19 protein-coding genes are annotated in these 19,469 nt (G+C 64.5%); 5 read left to right on the top strand and 14 right to left on the bottom strand.

Features of this window, described 5'->3' with window-relative positions; translation table 11 throughout:
* Positions 1 to 75: 75 nt before the first annotated feature.
* The 8 genes from AC1RNN_RS17300 to AC1RNN_RS17265 all read right to left on the bottom strand — a co-directional run bounded on the left by AC1RNN_RS17300 (position 76) and on the right by AC1RNN_RS17265 (position 8,803).
* Positions 76 to 1,608: a methyl-accepting chemotaxis protein gene (locus AC1RNN_RS17300; protein ID WP_493090537.1), complete on the bottom strand. Its 1,533-nt coding sequence runs from the start codon at positions 1,606 to 1,608 to the stop codon at positions 76 to 78.
* Positions 1,609 to 1,824: 216 nt separating this feature from the next.
* Positions 1,825 to 3,618, bottom strand: coding sequence for a methyl-accepting chemotaxis protein (locus tag AC1RNN_RS17295; protein WP_493090535.1), 1,794 nt, complete (start codon positions 3,616 to 3,618; stop codon positions 1,825 to 1,827).
* Positions 3,619 to 3,672: 54 nt separating this feature from the next.
* Positions 3,673 to 4,947 (bottom strand): FIST signal transduction protein, encoded by a 1,275-nt coding sequence (locus AC1RNN_RS17290; RefSeq protein ID WP_493090534.1) that lies wholly within the window; start codon positions 4,945 to 4,947, stop codon positions 3,673 to 3,675.
* Positions 4,948 to 4,971: 24 nt separating this feature from the next.
* Complete coding sequence (locus tag AC1RNN_RS17285) at positions 4,972 to 5,649, bottom strand: PhaM family polyhydroxyalkanoate granule multifunctional regulatory protein (protein WP_493090532.1); 678 nt, start codon at positions 5,647 to 5,649, stop codon at positions 4,972 to 4,974.
* A gap of 77 nt (positions 5,650 to 5,726) precedes the next feature.
* Positions 5,727 to 7,130: a PepSY-associated TM helix domain-containing protein gene (locus AC1RNN_RS17280; RefSeq protein ID WP_493090530.1), complete on the bottom strand. Its 1,404-nt coding sequence runs from the start codon at positions 7,128 to 7,130 to the stop codon at positions 5,727 to 5,729.
* Between the two features lie 161 nt (positions 7,131 to 7,291).
* Positions 7,292 to 7,759, bottom strand: coding sequence for a copper chaperone PCu(A)C (locus AC1RNN_RS17275; RefSeq protein ID WP_493090528.1), 468 nt, complete (start codon positions 7,757 to 7,759; stop codon positions 7,292 to 7,294).
* Between the two features lie 27 nt (positions 7,760 to 7,786).
* Positions 7,787 to 8,287, bottom strand: coding sequence for a YcnI family copper-binding membrane protein (locus tag AC1RNN_RS17270; protein ID WP_493090526.1), 501 nt, complete (start codon positions 8,285 to 8,287; stop codon positions 7,787 to 7,789).
* A 150-nt stretch (positions 8,288 to 8,437) separates the two neighbouring features.
* Complete coding sequence (locus AC1RNN_RS17265; protein WP_493090524.1) at positions 8,438 to 8,803, bottom strand: DUF2946 family protein; 366 nt, start codon at positions 8,801 to 8,803, stop codon at positions 8,438 to 8,440.
* A 102-nt stretch (positions 8,804 to 8,905) separates the two neighbouring features.
* Between AC1RNN_RS17265 and AC1RNN_RS17260 the strand changes: the two genes are divergently transcribed.
* Entirely contained in the window at positions 8,906 to 9,511 is a 606-nt protein-coding gene (locus AC1RNN_RS17260; RefSeq protein WP_493090679.1) for a MarC family protein, read from the top strand.
* Here the strand turns inward: AC1RNN_RS17260 and fghA are convergent.
* From fghA to AC1RNN_RS17245, 3 genes are all read right to left on the bottom strand, one after another.
* The gene (gene fghA, locus AC1RNN_RS17255) at positions 9,508 to 10,374 is read right to left on the bottom strand and encodes an S-formylglutathione hydrolase (RefSeq protein WP_493090522.1); all 867 of its coding nucleotides are present in this window, start codon (positions 10,372 to 10,374) and stop codon (positions 9,508 to 9,510) included. The genes AC1RNN_RS17260 and fghA overlap by 4 nt on opposite strands.
* Before the next feature lie 61 nt (positions 10,375 to 10,435).
* Entirely contained in the window at positions 10,436 to 11,554 is a 1,119-nt protein-coding gene (locus AC1RNN_RS17250; protein ID WP_493090520.1) for an S-(hydroxymethyl)glutathione dehydrogenase/class III alcohol dehydrogenase, read from the bottom strand.
* Positions 11,551 to 12,648 (bottom strand): fumarylacetoacetate hydrolase family protein, encoded by a 1,098-nt coding sequence (locus tag AC1RNN_RS17245; RefSeq protein WP_493090519.1) that lies wholly within the window; start codon positions 12,646 to 12,648, stop codon positions 11,551 to 11,553. Before AC1RNN_RS17245 ends, AC1RNN_RS17250 begins: the two co-directional genes overlap by 4 nt.
* Positions 12,649 to 12,725: 77 nt before the next feature.
* Between AC1RNN_RS17245 and AC1RNN_RS17240 the strand changes: the two genes are divergently transcribed.
* The 4 genes from AC1RNN_RS17240 (at position 12,726) to purU (ending at position 15,904) form a co-directional block, all read left to right on the top strand.
* Complete coding sequence (locus AC1RNN_RS17240) at positions 12,726 to 13,835, top strand: DUF3108 domain-containing protein (RefSeq protein WP_493090517.1); 1,110 nt, start codon at positions 12,726 to 12,728, stop codon at positions 13,833 to 13,835.
* Positions 13,836 to 13,841: 6 nt separating this feature from the next.
* On the top strand, positions 13,842 to 14,567 hold the full coding sequence (locus AC1RNN_RS17235; protein WP_493090516.1) for a DUF3108 domain-containing protein: 726 nt from the start codon (positions 13,842 to 13,844) through the stop codon (positions 14,565 to 14,567).
* Between the two features lie 88 nt (positions 14,568 to 14,655).
* Complete coding sequence (locus tag AC1RNN_RS17230) at positions 14,656 to 14,958, top strand: BTH_I0359 family protein (protein ID WP_493090515.1); 303 nt, start codon at positions 14,656 to 14,658, stop codon at positions 14,956 to 14,958.
* Positions 14,959 to 15,055: 97 nt separating this feature from the next.
* On the top strand, positions 15,056 to 15,904 hold the full coding sequence (purU, locus tag AC1RNN_RS17225; protein WP_493090513.1) for a formyltetrahydrofolate deformylase: 849 nt from the start codon (positions 15,056 to 15,058) through the stop codon (positions 15,902 to 15,904).
* Between the two features lie 121 nt (positions 15,905 to 16,025).
* Here the strand turns inward: purU and AC1RNN_RS17220 are convergent, their stop codons facing one another.
* From AC1RNN_RS17220 to AC1RNN_RS17210, 3 genes are all read right to left on the bottom strand, one after another.
* Positions 16,026 to 17,723 carry a methyl-accepting chemotaxis protein gene (locus tag AC1RNN_RS17220; protein ID WP_493090511.1) on the bottom strand — a complete coding sequence of 566 codons (1,698 nt, stop codon included), beginning with the start codon at positions 17,721 to 17,723 and terminating at the stop codon, positions 16,026 to 16,028.
* Positions 17,724 to 17,774: 51 nt separating this feature from the next.
* Entirely contained in the window at positions 17,775 to 18,620 is an 846-nt protein-coding gene (gene asd, locus AC1RNN_RS17215) for an archaetidylserine decarboxylase (RefSeq protein WP_493090510.1), read from the bottom strand.
* 228 nt (positions 18,621 to 18,848) lie between these two features.
* Positions 18,849 to 19,430 carry a bactofilin family protein gene (locus tag AC1RNN_RS17210; RefSeq protein WP_493090508.1) on the bottom strand — a complete coding sequence of 194 codons (582 nt, stop codon included), beginning with the start codon at positions 19,428 to 19,430 and terminating at the stop codon, positions 18,849 to 18,851.
* Positions 19,431 to 19,469: the final 39 nt, after the last annotated feature.

The raw sequence follows: 19,469 nt of genomic DNA, 5'->3' as shown, positions 1-19,469 counted from the left end.
ATTTCGTGTGGTGACTCCCGCCCTCTTCGGGGCTTTCAACACTACCCAACGCGTCCCGGAACCCGAAAACCGACCCTAAGCCTCCAGCTTGAACGCCGCCACCGCCTGCACCAGATCGCCTGCCTGGCTCTTGAGGCTGCTGGCCGCCGCCGCCATCTCTTCCACCAGTGCGGCGTTCTGCTGCGTGCTCTGGTCCATCTGCGACACCGCCTCACCCACCTGGGCCACACCCGTGCTCTGCTCGGTGCTGGAGGCACTGATCTCGCCCATGATGTCGGTCACGCGGCGGATGCTGCCCACCACCTCGGTCATGGTGCTACCTGCCTGATCCACCAGCACCGTGCCCTGCTCCACCCGCTCCACGCTGTCGTTGATCAGGGTCTTGATCTCTTTGGCCGCCTCGGCGCTTCGCCCGGCCAGGCTGCGCACCTCACTGGCCACCACCGCAAAGCCACGCCCCTGCTCGCCTGCGCGGGCCGCCTCCACCGCCGCATTCAGCGCCAGGATGTTGGTCTGGAAGGCGATACTGTCGATCACGCTGATGATGTCGCCGATCTTGCGGGACGCCTCGTTGATGCCCTTCATGGTCTCCACCACCCGGCCCACCACCTCGCCGCCCTGCACGGCCACGGTGGAGGCATTCATGGCCAGCTGGTTGGCCTGGCGGGCGTTGTCGGCGTTCTGTTGCACAGTGGAGTTGAGCTCTTCCATGCTGGCGGCGGTTTGCTCCAGGGCACTGGCCTGCTGCTCGGTGCGGGCAGAGAGGTCATGGTTGCCCTGGGCAATCTCGGCGCTGGCCGAGGACACGCTGCGTGCGCCCTGCTGCACAGATCGAACAATGCCCGCCGTGTGGCTCTGCATGCGCCCCAGCGCCGTGAGGAGCTGCACCGTCTCCTCGTTGCCGAAGGGTTGCACGCGGGCGGTGAGGTCGCCATCGGCCAGCCGGTCCGCCATGTCCACCGCCTGCACCATGGGGGCCGACAGCAGCCGCGCCAGCCACAATGAAATCACCACCAGCAGTGCCCCTGCCACGGTCAGGCCCGTGCCCACAATGATCTTGGCGTTGACCGCCAGTTGGCGGGCCTCCTCACTGAACTCCTCCACACTCTTGGCCACTGCTTCGCTCTGGGCCTCCATGGCCACCTCCAATGCCTCAAAGGCTTTCTGGAACTTGGGCACCTCCAGCTCGGCCGCGGCCACATCCTTGCGCGCCAAAGCCTGCAGGCTGGTGGCCGACTCCACATAGGACTTGAGCAGGGGCCCGGACTTGCCGGCCAGGGCCTTGATGTCGGGAGAGATGGGCAAGGCCTGCAGAGCCTCAATGTTGCGGGTGAAGTTCTCGGCATGCTCCTTGAGGCCTTTCTCGGCCTCCTGCATGCCGGCTTCATTGCCCTTTTGCGCATTGAACAATGTGAGCAGCACATCGCCGCGGATGGCGTCATGCATCATGTCCGCCTCCTGGCTCTTGCTGAGGGCGAGGCTCAGGTTGATGGAGGCCTCAAAGGCATTGGAGAGACGCCCTGCATTGATGAGGCCCGCGCCGCCGACCAGTGCCGTCATCACCACACCCAACAAACCCAAGCCCAGAATCTGGTTCCTCAGCTTCATGCCAGCCTCCATTTGTGCGGTTATGCACCCGCACCGTGCAGCTTACGCCAGCTTGCAAACGGCCACAACCTGCAACAAGGTGCCTTGCAGCGGGTGGCCTACTGCTATCGGCCTGCTGGCCGGTTTCTGGAGCGGCCGGTACCTGCAGCCGCTAGCCTTCGCTATGTTTTCAGGAGCTACTCGCGCACTGGAAATGAGCTTCCACCCGGATTTTTATTAAAAAGTTTCCCAGTCGTCATCGCCACCCGCCGGCGTCACCCGGGTGCTGGTCTGGGGCGCCTTTGCGGCCAGAACGGGCGCTGCCACGGGGGCGGGCTTGGGAGCCGGCTTGGCCGCAGCGGGTTTGGGGGCGGCGGGCTTGGCCATGGCAATGGGCGCTACCCGGCGCTCGGGCCCCTTGAGGCCCAGGGCGGGTTTGCTGTCGCGAACGGCGGGCGCAGCCACCGGGCTGGAACGCACCTGACCCTGCTCGGCCGAGAGCTTGAACACGGCCACGGTCTGCACCAGATCACCCGCCTGGCTCTTGAGGCTGCTGGCGGCGGCGGCCATTTGCTCAACAAGGGCAGCGTTCTGCTGGGTAACCTGGTCCATCTGGGTGATGGCTTCGCCCACCTGGCCGACGCCGGCACTCTGCTCCGAGCTGGCCGCACTGATCTCGCCCATGATGTCGGTCACGCGGCGTATGCTAGTAACCACCTCAGTCATGGTGGTGCCAGCGCGGTCCACCAGGGCAGTGCCTTGCTCCACCCGGCCCACGCTGTCGTCAATCAGGGCCTTGATCTCCTTGGCGGCCTCGGCGCTGCGGCCAGCCAGGCTGCGCACCTCGGAAGCTACCACGGCAAAGCCGCGCCCCTGCTCACCCGCGCGGGCGGCTTCCACGGCCGCATTCAGCGCCAGGATGTTGGTCTGGAAGGCGATGCTGTCGATGACGCTGATGATGTCGGCAATCTTGCGCGAGCTGTCGTTGATGCCTTTCATGGTCTCCACGACCTGGCCCACCACCTCACCGCCCTGCACTGCTACGGTGGAGGCGTTCATCGCCAGTTGGTTGGCCTGGCTGGCGTTGTCGGCGTTCTGCTTGACGGCGGAATTGAGCTCTTCCATGCTGGCCGCAGTTTCTTCCAGCGCGCTGGCCTGCTGCTCGGTACGGGCAGACAGGTCGTTATTGCCCTGGGCAATTTCGGAACTGGCGGAGGCCACCGACTCCGAGCCGCTGCGCACCTTGGACACCACCGTCACCAGGCTGTCCTGCATGGATTTCATGGCCTGCAGCAGCTGGCCGATTTCGTCGCGACTGGTGTTACTGATATGCAGCGTGAGGTTGCCCTGCGCCACCTGCTCCGCCACCTCCACGGCCTGGCTCAAGGGTTGGGTGATGGAACGCGTAATCAGGGTGGCCGCCACGGCCGCAACCACAGCGGCCACCAAGGCGGCAATCAGCATGAGATTGCGCCCGGAAACATAAGCAGCTGCAGAATCTTTTGCAGCCGCCACCGAGCCTTCATGGTTCAACTGCACCAGCTTTTCCAGAATGTCGGACGACTTATCAAACTGCTTTTGGGACTCGGCCTCCAGAACCATGCGCGCGCCCTCGGCATCATTGCGGCGGGAGGCTTCCATGATGTCCTTGTGTGCCTTCAGGTAGGCCTCGCGGGCAGCTGAAAACTCGGCGTACATGGCCTTTTCCTGCTCGCTGCTGATCAACTTTTCGTATGCAGCTCGGGAGTCCTTGATTTCAGCCTGCACCTTGTCCGCAGCCTGCTCCAGCTTGGCCTTGGCAGCTTCATCGTTGTTGATGATGTGCTGCATCTCCAGCACGCGGTAGTCGGAAATGGCTGTATTGAGCTTATTGACCACTTCCACACTGGGCAACCAATCCGTGTCCACATCGGAGGCACTGGCGCGCATCACAGCCATTTGTCCCAACGCCAGAATGACCACCAGCACGAGCAGACCCGCCAAAAGGCCAAATCCGGCGTACAGCCGGGAAGAAATTTTCAGATTACCCATGTTGCAACCCCTCTTGCTTATCTATCGGCACCAGGCCTGTGTACTCAATCCGTTTTATTCCGAGGTGAACACCGTCAGCACCCCGGTGTACCCAAACAGCTGGTTGTGGGCGATCTCGCCGCCCGCAAAGAAACCCACCAGGGGTACGTCACCCAGCGCGCGGCGCACGATCTGCAGCTCCGCACTCGGCCCGCCAAAGTGGGGACCGCCCCGGCCCGAGCAGCTCACGTAGATGGCACCGGCAATGCGGCGCGCCGGGTGCGGCGCGGCCTCGGCCTCGCTCTGCTGCAGGGCGTGCGCCATCTCCAGCGTCAGCTCCTGCGGCTCCAACTCCTCGCGCACCTCGGCGCAAATGCGTACCAAGTCGGCCTGCGCGGCTTCGCGGTTGCGCTGGCAAAAGGCCATGTGCGCGCCGGTCTGCACCTGGGCCGCCACGGCAATGCCACGCCGCCCCGGGTCCAGGCCGATGATGTGGCGCACCGTCACGTCGCTGCCCAGGTTGCCGGTCTGGCGCACCAAAGCACTGTCCGCAGAGGCCCCCGCCTCGGGCGCCTGCACCAGGCCCACCAGCGTGGAACGCACCATCTCCAGCGCCTCCTGCGGGCGCTCCAGGCTGATGCCCAGGTCGCGCAGCATCACATCCAGCGCGGGCTCGCCATCCAGCGTGATCACCACGTTGTGCACCGCCTCGGTCACCACGCGCACCTTGGACACCGGCTTGCAACCCTGGGTGACGCGGGACACCAGCCCCACGCCCTCGCCAAAGGCCACACCACTCAAGCCGCCATGCAGGACCCCGCTGGCCGCGCCAAAACCGCGCAGATTGCCATCCGCTGCGACAGCAAACTGCACGCCCTGCGTGCGGCTGCTGCTGAGGCCGCCAAACAGATAGCCGGTGTCGGTACGCGCAGCCATCTCGTCAATCAGCTCTGCGAGATCGGGCGTGTCGCCATCGGCGTGCACCAGCGCGGTATGCGCCTCAAAGCCCAGGCCCAGAGGCGCAATGCCGGAGAACACGCGGTACTCGTCGCTGGGCAACTCCAGCAGCATCACCGCCAGCGCCGGCTCGTCAAAGTACTCCACATTGTTGGCCACAATGCCAATGCCCACCGTGCCAGACCAGTCCGTCACCAGCGGCAGCTCGCCGCTGAGCATGTCCAGAATGTGCTGGGCGTGCGGGGCGTAGTGGTCGGTGATGTAGATCAGGCCCAGCGTGGGCGCATTGGCATAGCCGTGCAGCGCCATCTGCGCACGCAGCTGCGCCAGTACCAAGCCCGCAGCCATGGGCCATTGCGGGTGCGTGGTGTGCGCATAGGGAAAGAGTTTCATGGGCGCCTGCAGGCTGCGGCGGCGTCAGCGGCCACTGGTTTTGCGCGCCGGCGTCTTGCGGGCCGTGGGACGCTTGGTCGCGGCCTTCTTGCCGGCAGCTTTGGCAGACTTGAGCGCTTCCTTGGCCAGGCCCGTGGCCATGTTCTTGGTCAGGTCCACCGCGGTCTTGGTGGTGGCTTCCTTCATGGCGGTGGCTGCAATGTTCTGGAACTGCTGGGTCAGCGACCCCCACAGCTGCAACGGGTCCACCAGCCCCGGCACGCCGGCTGCCTTGGCCGCACCCTTGGCGTCGCCCTTGCCGGCGCTGCTGGCCACATCGGAAATCGTCTTGGCCGTGGTGGCGGCTTTCTCGGTCACGCGCTGCACGCTGGTGGCCACAGAGTCTGCCGCCTTGAGCTTGAGCGCGTTGGCCACATCGCCCAGGTTGAAATTCATGCCCTTGAGCGTGGCCAGGGTCATCTTCTGCACCTCCAGCGCCTGGATGGTGGCGCCCAGCGCGCGGGAGTTCTGTTCCAGCCAGAAGTGCACGTTCTTGAGCTCCTCGATACGCTTGTCCAGCTCCTCCACATTCAGCGTGGGGGCCACCCAATTGGCCAGGTTGGGCATCTGCGGAATATTCTGGCTGGCGCCTTTGGCCAGGTTCTGCAGAAAATCGAAACCGGGGACGAACTTGCCAAAACCGGAGGTGTCGTTGTCGCTCATGGGGGTGCTCCATCGGCCTGCTGCCGAGGCCGTGGAGCGCAGCTTACCCCAATGCGCGGGGACTGACGAGACTCGGCTCAAGACAGTACGGTTTTAAGCGCGGGAATGCGCGAAAGCAGCAACCAGTCCAGCAGCAGCACTGCCAGCAACACGCCGCCGGCCAAGGGAAAGGCCACGCCAGTGAGCAGCATGACCACGGCGCCGCCCTTCCAGAGCGGGGCCTGCGGCGGCACGCCAGGCGCAGCCAGGCGGCCACTGCCCTGCGGGCGACGCACCCACCACATGACGATGCCACTCACACACAGGAGCACGATGGCCAGGCAGAACAGCACATTGGCCAGCGCGCTGATCAGGCCCATATCCCCCTGATGCAGCGCAATGCCCACCGCCATGGCCTTGGCCATCAGCGAATAGTCAGCAAACGCGGCCTCCGCCAGCACGCGGCCGGTGTAGCGGTCCACATGTACTGTGCGGTCCTGCATGGGGTTCTGCAGATCGCCGCTCATGGAGTCGGCCGAGATCGTGTACACGCCCTTGGCATCTTGCGGCACCTGGATGTGGTACTGGCCGCGGTAGCCCAAGCGCTGGGCCAGTGCGTGCAGGCCGTCCAGATTGACCGGCTCGCCGGCGCGCACGCCGGGCGTGCCGGCGCTGGAGCCGGACTCGGGCAGCGGCGTTTGCTCCAGCCCCCAGGGCACCTCGTGCAAGCCGGCGGTGTTCAGTTCGGCATGCGTCTGGGTGGAAAGCGGTACGGCATCCCACTTGCTGGCGGGGAAGGTGCTCCAGGGTTGCGCAAACTGGGCACCCCAGAAGCCGGTCCAGGACATGCCCGTCAGCAAGAACAGGAACAGCACCACGCTCATCCAGAAGCCCAGGCTGCTGTGCAGCGATCTCCACCACTTGCGGCCGGTGGCGCGCCAGTCCGGCAGCAACACCTCGGTCCAGCGGTCCGCACCGCGTGGCAAGAACAGGTAGAGGCCGGTCACGACCATCACGATGGCCAGGCCCGCCGCCACTTCAATGAAGCGCTCGGCCCCATCGCCCAGCAGCAGCGTGCCGTGGATTTTCTGGGCCACGGCGAACACCGTGCTGTCCTTGTTGACCTGGTGCAGCACCTCGGCGGTATAGGGATTCACCGCCACGGCCTCGGTGCGCCCCTGCTGGCCCAGCAGCACCCAGGCGGCCACATCGGGCGTCTTGGGGCTGATGTACTCCTTGAGCGTGGCGCCGGGCACGGTGGCCAGCGCGGCCTGGGCCTGCGCGGTGACAGCCTGCACCTGCACTTGGGGCGTCACCTGCACGGTCATGCCGAGGCGATTCTGGAAGCCGGTATAGAACACCATGACCAGCCCGGTAAGCGCCAGCACGAGCAGAAAGGGCACCACATAGAGGCCCGCATAGAAATGCCAGCGCCAGGCGATGGCGTAGAAGCTGGAAGCACCCGGCTTGCGCGCAGGGGCGGAGGAAAGAGAGGACGTCATCACACGTTCCTTCAACAGAAATGGATTTACAACATAAAGAAAGGTCGCACCGTGCCGGCAGACCGACACGTGCGCAGCCACTCCGGCACCCGGGCAGGCGCGGAGTATCAAAAGGCAGAGGAGACCGGGACCGTCAGTTCAATCCCGGCGACGCAGGCCGCTCAGTGCTTGTGTTCGGCCGCCGGCGCAACGCCAGCGGGGGCAGTGGTGGACACTGGCACGCGCAGTTCCTTGCGGGTCTCCACGCCCTTGGCGTCCTTGAACACCAGGGTCAGCGGGATGGTGGTGTCCTTTTGCAAGGCCACCCTCAGGTCCATCAGCATCACGTGGTAACCACCGGGCGCCAGGCTCACGGTCTTGCCAGCCGGCAGCTCCAGGCCTTGGGACAACGCGCGCATCTTCATCACGTCGCCTTCCATCTTCATCTCATGCACCTCGGCCACGCCCGCCACGGGCGATGCCACGGACACCAGGCGCCCCGGCGTCTTGGCAGTCAGCTGCATGAAGGCGCCGCTGGCCTTTTGCCCCTGCACGGTGGCGCGGGCCCAGGCACCCTGGACGTCCACCTCCTGGGCGTGGGCCAGGGAGGCCGCGGCCAGCAGGCAGGCACTCAGAATCGATGTTTTCATGGTGTTTCCTTGACAGTGCAACAGGGATCAGTGGGCGTGGCCGGTGGCCTGGATGTCCAGTACCTCCAGCAGCGCAGCGGGGGACTTCAGGTCGTGGGCGCTCTTGCCCGGTGCTGGCACCTCGGTCCAGGCAACGCTGCCTTTCTCGCAAGTCTGCACGACCTTGAACCACAGCGGGCCGGGCTGAGTGGGCGTGGTGCCGCGCAGCACGAACTCGTCATAGAACGCATCGGGCAGCGCATTCTCCGGGCCCTTGGCCGTCCATCGGATTTCCAGCACACCCTCGGTATAGCGGGTGCCATGGGACACATAGGGCACGGCCAGCGGCCCTACCACCGTGCTGACATTCCAGCCCGGTTTGACCATGGGCTGTGCGCCGTTGAAGCCGGCGGGCAAGGTGACGGTGATGCCGGTGGTGGGCGAACCCTCGCAGCCATGGCCCACGCGCAGTACGGCACGGTAGTTGGCGCCAGCCGCCGCAGCCGGCTCCTGCAGGGTTACATGAGAAAAAGCGGCCGTAGCCCCCATGAATGCTGCGAAAGCAGCTATGAATTGAATAGCAAACCGAATGGACATGAAAACCCCCGTTACGCCGCCCCGCAGCTGCGGAACCGGCAAGCCCCACGCAGGCCAATACGACCGCGGCGGCAAACAAACTGAAATGGAGAAGAGGAAGGCTCAGGCCCAGGCAGGCGGGCCGCGGGCCTCTGCGGCGCCGGTGATACGGCCGGCCGGGCGCTGGCCGGGGACGCTGCGCTGCACATGCGCCAGCGCCAGGGGCGTGGGCAGCAGCAATTCGGCCTGGGGTGGCGCGCCGGCCACCATGCACAGCACGCAGTCCAGCGTGTGCGACATGACCTGCGGAGCATCGGCATCGCCCACGGGGCGCAGTTGCACGGAACCTGCGGCCGAGCAGACCAGCGTGAGCGTCTGCGGGTTGATCGCCGGCGACGCCACCGCCACGCCCAGCGACAGCGCAAACCACAGCAACATCCAGCGCACCAAGGTGCGCCGCTGCTGTCGCAAGGTGTGCAGGGCGTTCATAGGGCCGATTATCGCAGGCCGGCTGCGCGCCGTCAGGGTGGCGCTGCTATTCTCGGGGCCTTCCCGGAACGCACCGCTACCCGCGGTGCCGCTACTGCCATGATGAATTACACCTTTGTCTCAGCCACCATCCTGCTGATCCTGATCACCGACCCGATCGGCAACATCCCCATCTTCGCCAACGCGCTCAAGCACGTGGCGCCGGAGCGGCGGCCCAAGGTCATCCTGCGCGAAATCCTGATTGCGTTTGCGCTGCTGCTGACCTTCATGTTTGTGGGCGAGAGCTTTTTGCGCGTGATGAACCTCAGCGAACTCTCACTGCAGATCGGTGGTGGCGTGATCCTGTTCCTGATCGCGCTGCGCATGGTGTTTCCGCCCGCAGCGACCACTGAGGGCGAAATCACCGCCGAGCCGCTCATCGTGCCGCTGGCCGTCCCCGCCGTGGCCGGCCCCTCCGCGCTGGCCACGGTGCTGCTGCTGGTGTCGCAGCAGCCGGACCGGCGCATGGAATGGATTGGCGCCCTGTGCGTGACCATGCTGGTCAGCGCCGTGGTGCTGGTATCAGCCGAGCGCATCCAGCGCATCATCGGCACCCGCCTGGTGGTGGCGGTCGAACGCCTCATGGGCCTGGTGCTGGTGTCAGTGGCGATCGAGATGATGCTGCGCGGGGTCAAGACCTTTGCCGTGCAGCTGTCTGCCGCAACTTAAGCGGTCAGACCCAGCCCCTGCGCATGGTGGCGCAGGTGGTCTTCCATGAAGGTGCTGATGAAGTAGTAGCCGTGGTCGTAACCCGCATGGCGACGCAGCGTGAGCGGCTGGCCCGCCGTGGCGCAGGCAGCTTCGAACAGATGCGGGTGCAGTTGCACTTCCAGAAACTTGTCGGCCAGCCCCTGGTCCACCAGAATGCCGTGCGCGAATAGCGGCGTACTGCGTTGGGCCATGAGGGCCGACGCATCGTGCGCAGCCCAGGCCGCACGGTCTTCCCCCAGATAGCCGGCAAACGCCTTGTGTCCCCAGGGGCACTGCGTGGGCGCACAGATGGGCGCGAAGGCGGACAGGCTTTGGAAGCGATCGGGGTGGCGCAGGGCCAGCGTCAGCGCACCGTGCCCACCCATGGAATGGCCAAACAGGCCCAGGCGATTCACGTCCACCGGCAAACTTGCCCCCACCAGCGGCAGCAACTCGTCCAGCAGATAACTCTCCATGCGGTAGTGCGGTGCCCAGGCAGGTTGTGTGGCATCCAGGTAGAAACCGGCGCCCACGCCGAAGTCCCAGAACTCGGCCTCACCCGGCACCCCGGCGCCGCGTGGGCTGGTGTCGGGCGCGATCAGCGCCAACCCCAGTTCCGCCGCTACGCGCTGCGCGCCGCCCTTGACCATGAAAGTCTCTTCATTGCAGGTCAGGCCAGCCAGGTACATGACCGCCGGCACTGCGCCCTGCTGCGCCTGCGGTGGCAAAAACACCGAGAAGCGCATGGGCAGACCGATGGTGCTGGACGCATGCTGGTAGTAGCGCTGCGCGCCACCAAAGCAGGCGTGTTCGCTGACAAGTTCAAGGGCAGGGGCTGACATCAGTTGCTATAAAAAGAGAAGCTGCTTGCGCAATATTCACGGGGACTAGGGGTCAAATTGATTAATAAATGACAACGCCGCGAATCGACTCGCCACGCTTCATCAGGTCAAAGCCCTTGTTGATGTCTTCCAGCGGCATGGTGTGGGTGATGAGGCTGTCGATGTTGATCTTGCCTTCCATGTACCAGTCCACGATCTTGGGCACATCGGTGCGGCCGCGTGCGCCGCCGAAGGCCGAGCCTTCCCACTTGCGGCCGGTGACCAGCTGGAAGGGGCGCGTGCTGATTTCGGCGCCGGCTTCGGCCACGCCAATGATGATGCTGCGGCCCCACCCCTTGTGCGTGCACTCCAGTGCCTGGCGCATGACCTTGGTGTTGCCGATGCACTCGAAGCTGTAGTCGGCGCCGCCATCGGTCAGTTGCACGATGGCATCGACGATGTTGCCGCCGGCGGCTTCGATGTCCTTGGGGTTGAGGAAGTGCGTCATGCCAAAGCTGCGCGCCAGCGCCTCGCGCGCGGGGTTCAGGTCCACGCCAATGATCTTGTCCGCGCCCACCATCTTGAGGCCCTGGATCACGTTGAGGCCAATGCCGCCCAGGCCGAACACCACGGCGTTGGCGCCGGCTTCCACCTTGGCGGTAAAGATCACCGCGCCAATGCCGGTGGTGACACCGCAGCCGATGTAGCAGACCTTGTCGAACGGTGCATCCTCACGGATCTTGGCCAACGAGATTTCAGGCGCCACGGTGTAGTTGCTGAAGGTGCTGGTACCCATGTAATGGAAGATGGGATCGCCATTCAGGCTGAAGCGCGAGGTGGCATCGGGCATCAGGCCCTTGCCTTGGGTGCCACGGATCAACTGGCACAGATTGGTCTTGCGGGAGAGGCAGAACTTGCAGGTGCGGCACTCGGGCGTGTAGAGCGGGATGACGTGGTCGCCCTTTTTGAGCGTGGTCACGCCGGGGCCCACATCGACCACAATGCCCGCGCCTTCGTGACCCAGGATGGCGGGGAAGATACCTTCGGGGTCGGCACCGCTCAGCGTGTAGTAGTCGGTGTGGCAGATGCCGGTGGCTTTGATTTCCACCAGCACTTCGCCGAACTTGGGGCCTTGCAGGTCCACAGTTTCAATGGTCAGGGGCTGGCCTGCTTTCCAGGCGACGGCGGCTTTGGTTTTCATTCGGTGGTCTCGGTGGAACTGTCGGGGGAGAAGTCTGGGGTGGCGTCCGCCGCCTCTGGCGCGGCGGCCCGGGCGGCGCGGCCGCGGGTTTCGGGCGCGACCACTTCCTGCTCAATCGCGCCAAACACGCTCTGGCCATCGCGGCCCTTGACCTCGATCCGGATGGTGTCGCCGTATTGCATGTAGGCAGTCGTAGGCTGGCCATCCTGAATGGTTTCCATGGCGCGCTTCTCGGCAATGCAGCTGTAGCCGTTGGGCCAGTCGGTGCGGTTCTTGCGCGCCACGCCAGTGTTGCTGATGGTGCCGGAACCGATGAGGGAGCCCGCGCGCACGCGTCGCGTCTTGGCAAGATGCGCAATCAGCTGACCGAAGTGAAACGTCATGTCGTTGCCGGCCTCGCACATCCCGACCTTGCGACCGTTCCAGGTGCATTGCACGGGCAGGTGCACGCGGCCGCGCGCCCAGGCATCGCCCAGCTCGTCGGGCGTGACCGCCACCGGGCCAAACGCCGTGGCGGGCTTGCTCTGCACAAAGCCAAAACCTTTGGCCAACTCATCAGGAATCAGGTTGCGCAGCGTTACATCATTGGCCAGCACCAACAGTCGCACGGCATCGATGGCGCGGTCTGGCGCGCAACCCATGGGCACGTCGCCGGTGATAACGGCCAGCTCGGCCTCAAAGTCCACGCCCCAGTCCGTGTTGGCGCAGACGATGTCGTCCAGCGGACCGGCCAGGTCGTCGCTGCCGCCCTGGTACATCAGCGGGTCGATGTGGAAGCTCTCAGGCATCTCGGCGCCACGCGCCTTGCGCACCAACTCCACATGGTTGAGGTAGGCCGACCCATCAGCCCACTGAAACGCCCGCGGCAGCGGCGCCATGCAGCGTGCCGGGTCAAAGGGGAAGGCATGGCGGGCGCGGCCCTGGTTCAGGCTGACGTACAGGTCCTGCAACTGGGGCGCCAGGTAGTTCCAGTCGTCCAGCACCTGCTGCAGGCGATTGGCAATATGGGTGGCGTAGTGCGCCTGGCTCAGGTCACGCGAGACGACGACCAGCTGCCCGTCGCGGGAGCCGTCCTGGTAGGTAGCGAGTTTCATGCGGGCATTTTCGCCGGGTTTGCGCGGGAGGCCTGCCAACTGTCTACCGTACACTGGACTTTTGCGTTCTACCCAGCATGTCCTCGGCGTTGCCTCCGGTCGCACTCTCCCCCGCTGCCTTGCCACACTGGCCCTACAAGCGCCTCTTCGCGCTGCTGCTGGTGGTTGTGGGCCTGCACGCCTGGCTACTGGGCGGCGCGCGCCTCTGGTTTCCGGGCAGCCAGGATTCCGGGGAGGAGGACGTAGAGGGCCCGGTCATGCAAACCCGGACGCTGCCACTGGCTGAACCGCCAGCCCCTGTGGCGCCCCCCTCGCCTGCGGCCTTGCCGCCCCAGCCGCGCAGGCCGCCCCCAACTGCGACACAGCCGGCTAACGCCGCGCCAAGCGCTGCACCAGAGGGTTCTGCATCTTTTCAGCCTCCAGCCCCCGAGAATATTGCGCCGGCAGCTCCTGAATCAATAGCGAACCCGACGCCTGCTCCGGCAGCGGAATCACACGCCCCGCCGCCCGCCACGGCGCACGCTCCGCAGGACCACCCGCATCGCTACGCCTTCCCACCCCCGGTACGGCTGCACTACGACGTCTCCGCGCTGACCGGCGGCAACCGCAACACGGCAGGCGCCCACATCAGCTGGTCGCACGATGGCAGCAGCTACCAGGCCAGCCTGCTGGTGACCAAATTCCTGCTCCATATGCGGCAATGGACCAGCAAGGGCGCACTGGGCGAGACCGGCCTGGCGCCCCTGCGCTTTGGCGACAAGGGCCGTGGTAGCGAGGTGGCCGCGCATTTCGTGCGTGATGAAGACAAAGTCATCTTCAGCGCCAACACGCCCGAGGCGCCGCTATTGCCCGGCGCGCAAGACCATCTCAGCGTCTTCATGCAACTGGCCAGCCTCTGGGCCGGCGAGCCGCTGCGCTACGCCGCAGGCGACAGCATCAGCTTCCAGTCCATCGGCCCGCGGCAGAGCGAGACTTGGACCTTTGTGGTCTCGCCCGAAGAAACCATCACCGTACCCGGCGGTACCTTCCCCGCCATCAAGCTCACCCGCGAAGCCAGCGGCGACTACAGCACCAAAGCCGAACTCTGGCTCGCACCCAAACTGGCCTACCTGCCTGCGCACATCCGCCTCACCGAGACCAATGGCAATGTGCTGGACATGGTGTGGACCGACAGCGAACAACCCTGACCCCCTATGCCCTTCTCCTTTCGCCACCTCCTGACTCCCCTGCTGGCCAGTGCCCTGGCGGTACTGCCTGCGTTCAGCATCGCGCAAACCGTCAGCGTGCCACCCGCCGTACGCCTGAGCTATGACCTGGAGGGTGTCATCTCTACCCCCTACACCGGCACTGCCGAACTGCTGTGGCAGCGCGAGGGCAATGGCTACACCTCGCAACTACTCATCCGCAAATTCGGCCTGAACCTGCAGACTTGGACCAGCAGCGGTACCGTGACCGCCCAGGGGCTGGCGCCGCAACGCTTTGTCAGCAAGCGCCTGGGCAAGGAAGAGGTCACCGCCCACTTCGGGCGGCCACCGGGCAAGATCAGCTTCAGCGCGAGCACGCCCGAAGCCCCGCTGGAAGCCGGGGCGCAAGACCAGCTCAGCGTGTTCATGCAACTCGCCAGCGTGCTGGCGGGCGAGCCCCAGCAGTGGGTGGCCGGCAAAAGCGTCGCGTTTCAGGCGGTGGGTGACCGCTATGCCGAGCGCTGGTCCTTCAAGGCGGATGCCCCGGAATCCGTCAAGGTACCGGGCGGCACCTTCCCCGCCATCAAGCTGACCCACGAACCCACGGCGGACCGCAGCCAAAAACTGGAGCTCTGGTACGTGCCCAGCGTGGGGTATTTGCCACTGCGCATCCGCATTACGGAATCCAACGGCGACTTTCTCGATTTATTGTGGACGGGCAGCCAAAAACCCTGAGCTTTGCGCAGCCGGACTGTTTTCCTGCTACTCTTGAAACCGTGAAGAAGGCATCCATTTACGGTCTATCTCTTCTTGGTGAAACACTATGAACACGCTGTACGACTCTGAATCCTTCTCCGTCACCCACATGCTGGCCAACGGTGAACATGAGGGCATACAGCTCGAAAAAACCGACCGCTACCCCGAAGGCGTGCCCATGCTGGCGCGCCACGGCTTCGAGATCGTGGACAAACGCTCCAACAAGGAGGTCTACCTCGATGGCTCCTGGGCCGAGCTGTTCCAGCAACACATCCAGGCCTGGCAGGTGAACACGCCCACCCAGGAAGAAGTGGAAGACACGCTGGACCAGTACGCCATGCTGGCCCAGAACCCGGTGGTCGTGCACTAGACTGTGCCGTTGCCAGCGCAAGGGGCTCTTCGGAGCCCCTTGGTCGTTCTGGCCCCTGAAACCGGCCGATGCCGGGGAACTGCGACAATCGCCCACCATGAGTTCGACCTACATCCTCACGTTTTCCTGCCCTGACCGACTGGGACTGGTACATGCTGTTTCGGGTTTTCTGCTGGAGCGCGGCGGCAATATTGAAGAAGCCGCCCAGTACAACGACCACGACACCGGCCTATTTTTCATGCGCGTGCAGTTCAGCTGCAGCCAGCTGAGCCCTGCCGAACTGCGCAACCAGCTGGCCAGCTTTGCTGAGCCCTTGCACCTGCAATGGAGCCTGCACGCCACGGCCCAGCCTATGCGCACCGTGCTCATGGTCAGCAAGGAAGGCCATTGCCTCAACGACCTGCTGTTTCGCTGGAAGAGCGGGCTGCTGCCGCTGGACATTCGCGCCATCGTCTCCAACCACCGCGAGTTCTACCAACTGGCGGCCAGCTACAACGTGCCCTTCCACTACATCCCGGTCACGGCAGCCACCAAGGCGCAGGCCGAGGCCAAGCAGTACGAGGTGATCGAGTCCGAAGGGGCCGAGCTGGTGGTACTGGCGCGCTACATGCAGATCCTGAGCAACGACCTGTGCCGAAAGCTGGCCGGACGCGCCATCAACATCCACCACAGCTTCCTGCCCAGCTTCAAGGGTGCCAAGCCCTACTACCAAGCGCATGACCGCGGCGTGAAACTGATAGGCGCTACTGCCCACTATGTGACGGCGGATCTGGATGAAGGCCCCATCATTGAGCAGGACGTGGCGCGCGCTGACCACAGCAAAACGGTGGAGGACCTGACCGCCATGGGCCGCGACACCGAGAGCCAGGTGCTGGCCCGCGCGGTCAAGTGGCACAGCGAGCACCGCGTGCTGCTGAACGGCCACAAGACCGTAATCTTCAAGTAATTGGCCCCTTGGGGCTGAAGGCTGCGGCTCCAGAGCCACCTGCGTGGCTCTGGACAGCCTGAAGAGCCCTAGCCTCTGGCTGGGCCCGATCAGCGACCCGCGCAGCAGCGGAGCGTGGGGGCTAGTTCTGCAAGTGGAAGCGCCCCACCAGTTGGTCCAGCGACTGGGCTTGCTCATCCAGAGATTGGGCGGCAGCGGCAGCCTCTTCCACCAGCGCAGCGTTTTGCTGGGTGCTATCGTCCAGCTGGGCCACGGCGCGGTTGATCTCTTCGATGCCCGCGCTCTGCTCCAGGGAGGAACCCGAAATCTCTTCCATCACAGTGCTCACCTGCTGCACTGTCTGCGACATCTCGGTAATCGTCTGACCGGCCTTCTGTGCCAACGCCTCGCCAGCCTTGACCTGCGCGGTCGAGGCTTCGATGAGCGCATTGATTTCGCGCGCCGCTTTGGCACTGCGCTCGGCCAGAGAGCGCACTTCGGCCGCCACCACCGCAAAGCCCCGACCCTGCTCGCCCGCGTGGGCCGCTTCCACCGCCGCGTTGAGCGCGAGGATGTTGGTCTGGAAGGCAATGCCTTCGATCACACTGATGTTGCCGTGGATGGCCTCGGTGCTCTTGCTGATCTGTTCCATGGTGGCGACCACGCTGGCCACCACTTCCCCGCCCTGCTGGGCCGAGCGCTTGGCTACGCCAGACAGCTGGGCCGCCTGCGTGGCGCTGCTGGCGTAACGCTTGGCAATCGCGGCCATCTGTTCCACGTTGGTGGTGGTCTTTTCCAGCGAGGCGGACTGCAATTCGGTGCGCTGCGACAGGTCCAGGTTGCCCATGGAGATTTCGCGCGAAGCGTTGGCCACTTGCTTGGAGCTGTCGGCAATCTCTCGCATGGTCTGGGCGAGCTGGCCCTGCATGTCGCGCAGGGAGTACAGCAGGCTCTCGGTGTCATTGGGCTGGAGCTTGATATCCATGGACAAGTCACCCTTGGCGATGCCACTGGCAATCGACTTGGCATAGGCCGGCTCGCCACCCAGCTGGCGCGAGAGGCGTCGCACCACCCAGCCACTGATCAGCAGGGACAGGACAAACAGCAACACCATGATCCCGACCACCCAGGTCTGGGAAGACTGATAGATCTGGCCGGCATGCACGATGGTGGCCTCGGCCGATTTGGAGCGCTGCTCCACCAGCGTGTCCACGAGTTTCTCAAGCTTGCGGGTATCGTTGAGCAAGCGCGCGTCTTCGGTGGGCACATCGGTGCTCATCTGCATCAGGTCCAGCGGCTGTTCTTTCACCAGGGTGATGTAGGCACGCTGACGCTTGGTCCAGTTGCCCATGGCTTCAATGAGTTGCTGGCTGGTGGTGGTGCTTTCCTCGGTGTTGGACAGCCCCTTGATGGTCTCCAGGCGAGTGGCAATCTGGCCCAGGCTGGCCTCAATATCGCCGCCCAGGGTGTTGCGCTCGGCGGCCGTAGTGGCCGTCAGCAGCTGGGTTTGGGCCCGGCTGGCCCGCAGGATCAGGCCACGCGCCTGCTCTGCCGCCTGCCCGGCAATGAATTCCTGCTCGTAAATCGCCTTGGTGGAGGCATTGAGCCGCCCCATCTGGAACAGCGAGAACACGCCAATTACCACGGCGCCCGCCAGCACACTGGCCAGCGCCAGCCAGACACTGGCCCGCACGGACAGTGACTCCATCGCGGTCCAGCGCGGCAGGCTGGCGCGGCGGTAACCACTTGCCCCGGCCGTACCAGGACTCACCTCGAAAGCCAACTCCTGCGAGGTCTCGTGAACCACGGCCAGTGCGACATCAGACGATGCATTTTGCATACCCAACTCTCCAACAATCAGCAGCTCCCTGCAAATCAGGATACCGGCTTTTTACAGGTTCTGACCCATTTTTTCACCCAGACGTACGGGCTTTCCGGCGGCCCAAGAGCCGTCAAATGCAAGCCGGTCGCGCCCAAACAGCATCACGACAGTGGAACCTAGCAAGAAGCGTCCCATCTCTGCGCCCTGGGGCAATACCACGCTGCCTTCTTCATAGTGCCACTCGGTCACCTGGGGCAAACGTGGTGGATTCACCACGCCGTGCCAAACCGTGGCCATGCTGCCCACGATGGTGGCGCCCACCAGCGTCAGCACCATGGGGCCATGCGCCGTATCGAACACGCAGACCACCCGTTCGTTGCGGGCAAACAGGCCCGGCACGCCACGCGCCGTGGTCGGGTTGACGGAGAACAGATCGCCCGGCACATAGATCATGCGGCGCAGCGTGCCATCGCAGGGCATGTGGATGCGGTGGTAATCGCGCGGGCTCAGGTAGATGGTGGCAAAGGTGCCATCGTCGAACTGTGCGGCCAGCTTGGCATCGCCCCCCACCAGCGCCGTGGTGCTGTAGTGGTGGCCCTTGGCCTGAAAAATCTGGTCCTTGGCAATGGCGCCAAACTGGCTGATGGCACCGTCCACCGGGCAGATGAAATGGGCGTCGGCCAGGGGGCGTGCGCCGTCTTTGAGCGCACGTGTGAAAAACTCGTTGAAGGTGGGGTACGCCGCCGGATCCGGGTTGGCCGCCTCGGCCATGTTCACGTTGTAGCGCTGGATAAAGCGGCGAATGATCGCGGTGGTCATCGCTCCGCCCTTCCAGCCAGCTACTTTGCCGGCAAATGCGGTCAGGGCTTTTTTGGGGAGCAGGTACTGCGGGAGGACCGCAAGGGTGTCAGACACAGGGCAACTCCCGTGGGGAAAAAGAGGGCCATTCTACTGACGGACACCGGGCGGAAATAGGCGTTGCTCTCGGGGAAAACACGGTGCTTTTGCCGGTTTTGCGGCAAAAGATCCCAGTTCAGCGAGGGCATTAGTTTGGCTGATGGCAGGCAAACAAAGCCCCCAGCGAAGGGGGCTGATACTTGGTCGCAGCGCAGCGCCTTGCCTGCGCCCGACGACGGACTGCGCCTATGCGGCGTTGAGCAGGCCCATTTTGGCGGGGGGCAGGACTTCAGCCCGGTGGGCGGCGCCGAACTGGATATCGCCCATGAGCTGGCCGCCTTCCTGGATCACCACCTTGCCGTAACGGATCTTGCCGGTGACCCGTCCGGTGGAGTAGATCACCAGCTTTTCGCGCACGGTCAGGTTGCCGTTGAACTCGCCGTGGATCTCGGCATAGTCAATTTCTGCGGATCCCTTGAAGGCGCCGATCTCGGCGATCTGCATCACGCGGGAGTCCATCGTCGCCTCCACCATGCCTTCGACCACCAGGGTGTCGCAGTCGGTGATTTCCACGCCTTTGAGTTTGATGTTGGGACCTACCGTCAGCTTGCTACCACCGTCCTTGGTGGGCGCGCCCGACACCGGGGGTTCTGCCGCACTGCTCGCGGGCTTGGCAGTTACTGGCGCTGGTGCCGTCGCCTGCGTTGCATGTCCCCCGCCCCCTGTGCTGGAGCCAGAACCCGACAGTCCGCCGGACTGGCCTGGGCCGGGGCGGGAGTGAACGGGATCAGCGGGGCGTTTGCCAAAAAACGGGGCTTGCATAGTCATCAGAATTCTTTCAAGGTTGAAGGAAATTCATACTAGACC

It is taken from the genome of Rhodoferax sp. GW822-FHT02D07, assembly GCF_058802405.1.
This window is presented reverse-complemented; position numbering and strand designations above follow the sequence as displayed.